Annotated in this window: 1 protein-coding gene; it reads left to right on the top strand. The window is 28.3% G+C overall.

The window, feature by feature from the left end:
• Positions 1 to 40 precede the first annotated feature (40 nt).
• Positions 41 to 1,333: a DUF5710 domain-containing protein gene (locus tag F3G86_RS10135; RefSeq protein ID WP_103614104.1), complete on the top strand. Its 1,293-nt coding sequence runs from the start codon at positions 41 to 43 to the stop codon at positions 1,331 to 1,333.
• The last annotated feature ends 238 nt before the right edge of the window (positions 1,334 to 1,571 follow it).

Raw genomic sequence — 1,571 nt, 5'->3', positions numbered from 1 at the left:
GAATAATATTTTATTACTATGAATATGATAGGTTTTTAATATGCCAAGGAAAAGAAAAAAAATTTATATTGATGTACCCTACTCTCTAAAAAATACTGCAAAAACAATGGGGGCTATGTGGGATAGTGACGAAAAAAGATGGTTTATTTATGATACTTTTGATTTTGAGGCATTAGTAAAGTTACTTGAAGAAAATAAAAAAGAAGGAGCTAGTAAAAAAACTGTACTATCAGATGGTATTACAAAGTTCAAAGTGCCCTATTCTCAAAAGTATCAAATTGATATTACTGACGTATCTTTAAAATTTAAAGCTGCCTTAAATGCGGCTGGGCTTGAAGTAGACACACCAATAATGGATGGAATTTTGCGACGTGTTAGAGTAGATGGCGATAGGGGTGCGCAAAAAAGTGGTGCGTATGTTGGTTATTTAGATGGTACACCAGCCGGGTTTATACAAAATTTTAAAAGTGGATTTAGTAGTAATTGGAAATATGAGACATTAGACATATTGCCCTATTCTGATGAACTTATTTATAGTAAAAAAACTCAGAATTTAGCAAATGACAATACAGTTTTTATTCAAAAGCAGTTACAAAGGGAGAATGAACTAGAAGACGAATATAAAAAAACAGCTAAAATTTTACTTGATGAGTTTTTAGCTGCAAAATTTGCTGTTTTAAATCATGCTTACTTTGTTAAGAAAAGAGTTTATAGAAATTACGGTTTAAAACAGGATAGATTTGGAAATCTTCTTATGCCACTTTTTGATATCAATGAAAAATTTTGGTCGCTTCAACGGATATTTCCAAATGGAAATAAGATGATAGGCGCCCTACTTTCAAATGAGCAAAAGAAAAATGGTGAAAAACTTCTTGCTAAGAAACGAGGAAATTTTTTTATTATAAGTGACGATATGGATATTTACAATAAAAATTCAGCTAAACTTAATATTGAGGCTTTATCAAAATATAATAAAATTTATATATGTGAAGGTTTTGCCACTGCAACAAGCGTTCATGAAGCTTGTAAGATTCCTGTGATAGTTGGACTTGATGTAGGTAATTTAGAATTTGTAGTTCAGGATTTTTCTGCAAGGTTTTGTAATATACATATCATAATTGCTGCTGATAATGATGTCAAAAAAGAAAAAGAGAGCGGGTTTAATATTGGAAAAGAAAAGGCAATGCAGATTAAAAATAATTTTAAAAATGTAAGTGTATGTATCCCAAATTTTAATGATACAGAAATTTCTAGCGGATATAGCGACTTTAATGATTTGTATAATAGCAGAGGAATTGACGAAGTAGGGCGTCAATTAGAAATATTATTATAATATCTAAAATATATTTATATAATATTATTTTTATATGATTTAGATATTATAATAATATTATTATATAAAAATAATAATGCTTTCTATCATTATTTGAAAATTATGTATCGCTTTTGTGGTTGTATTGCCTGCTAATAAATACCTATTTTTTGTATGGAGGGTTACTAATTAATTATATCTTTTATCATAGCAGAATAAGTATTCTCAAATTTGTGTTTTGTGTATTAATATTTATAAT

This window comes from Campylobacter concisus, assembly GCF_902460595.1.
GTDB classification, from domain to species: domain Bacteria; phylum Campylobacterota; class Campylobacteria; order Campylobacterales; family Campylobacteraceae; genus Campylobacter_A; species Campylobacter_A concisus_BL.
The sequence above is the reverse complement of the archived record's forward strand: the minus strand, read 5'-3'. Positions and strand labels throughout refer to the sequence as shown.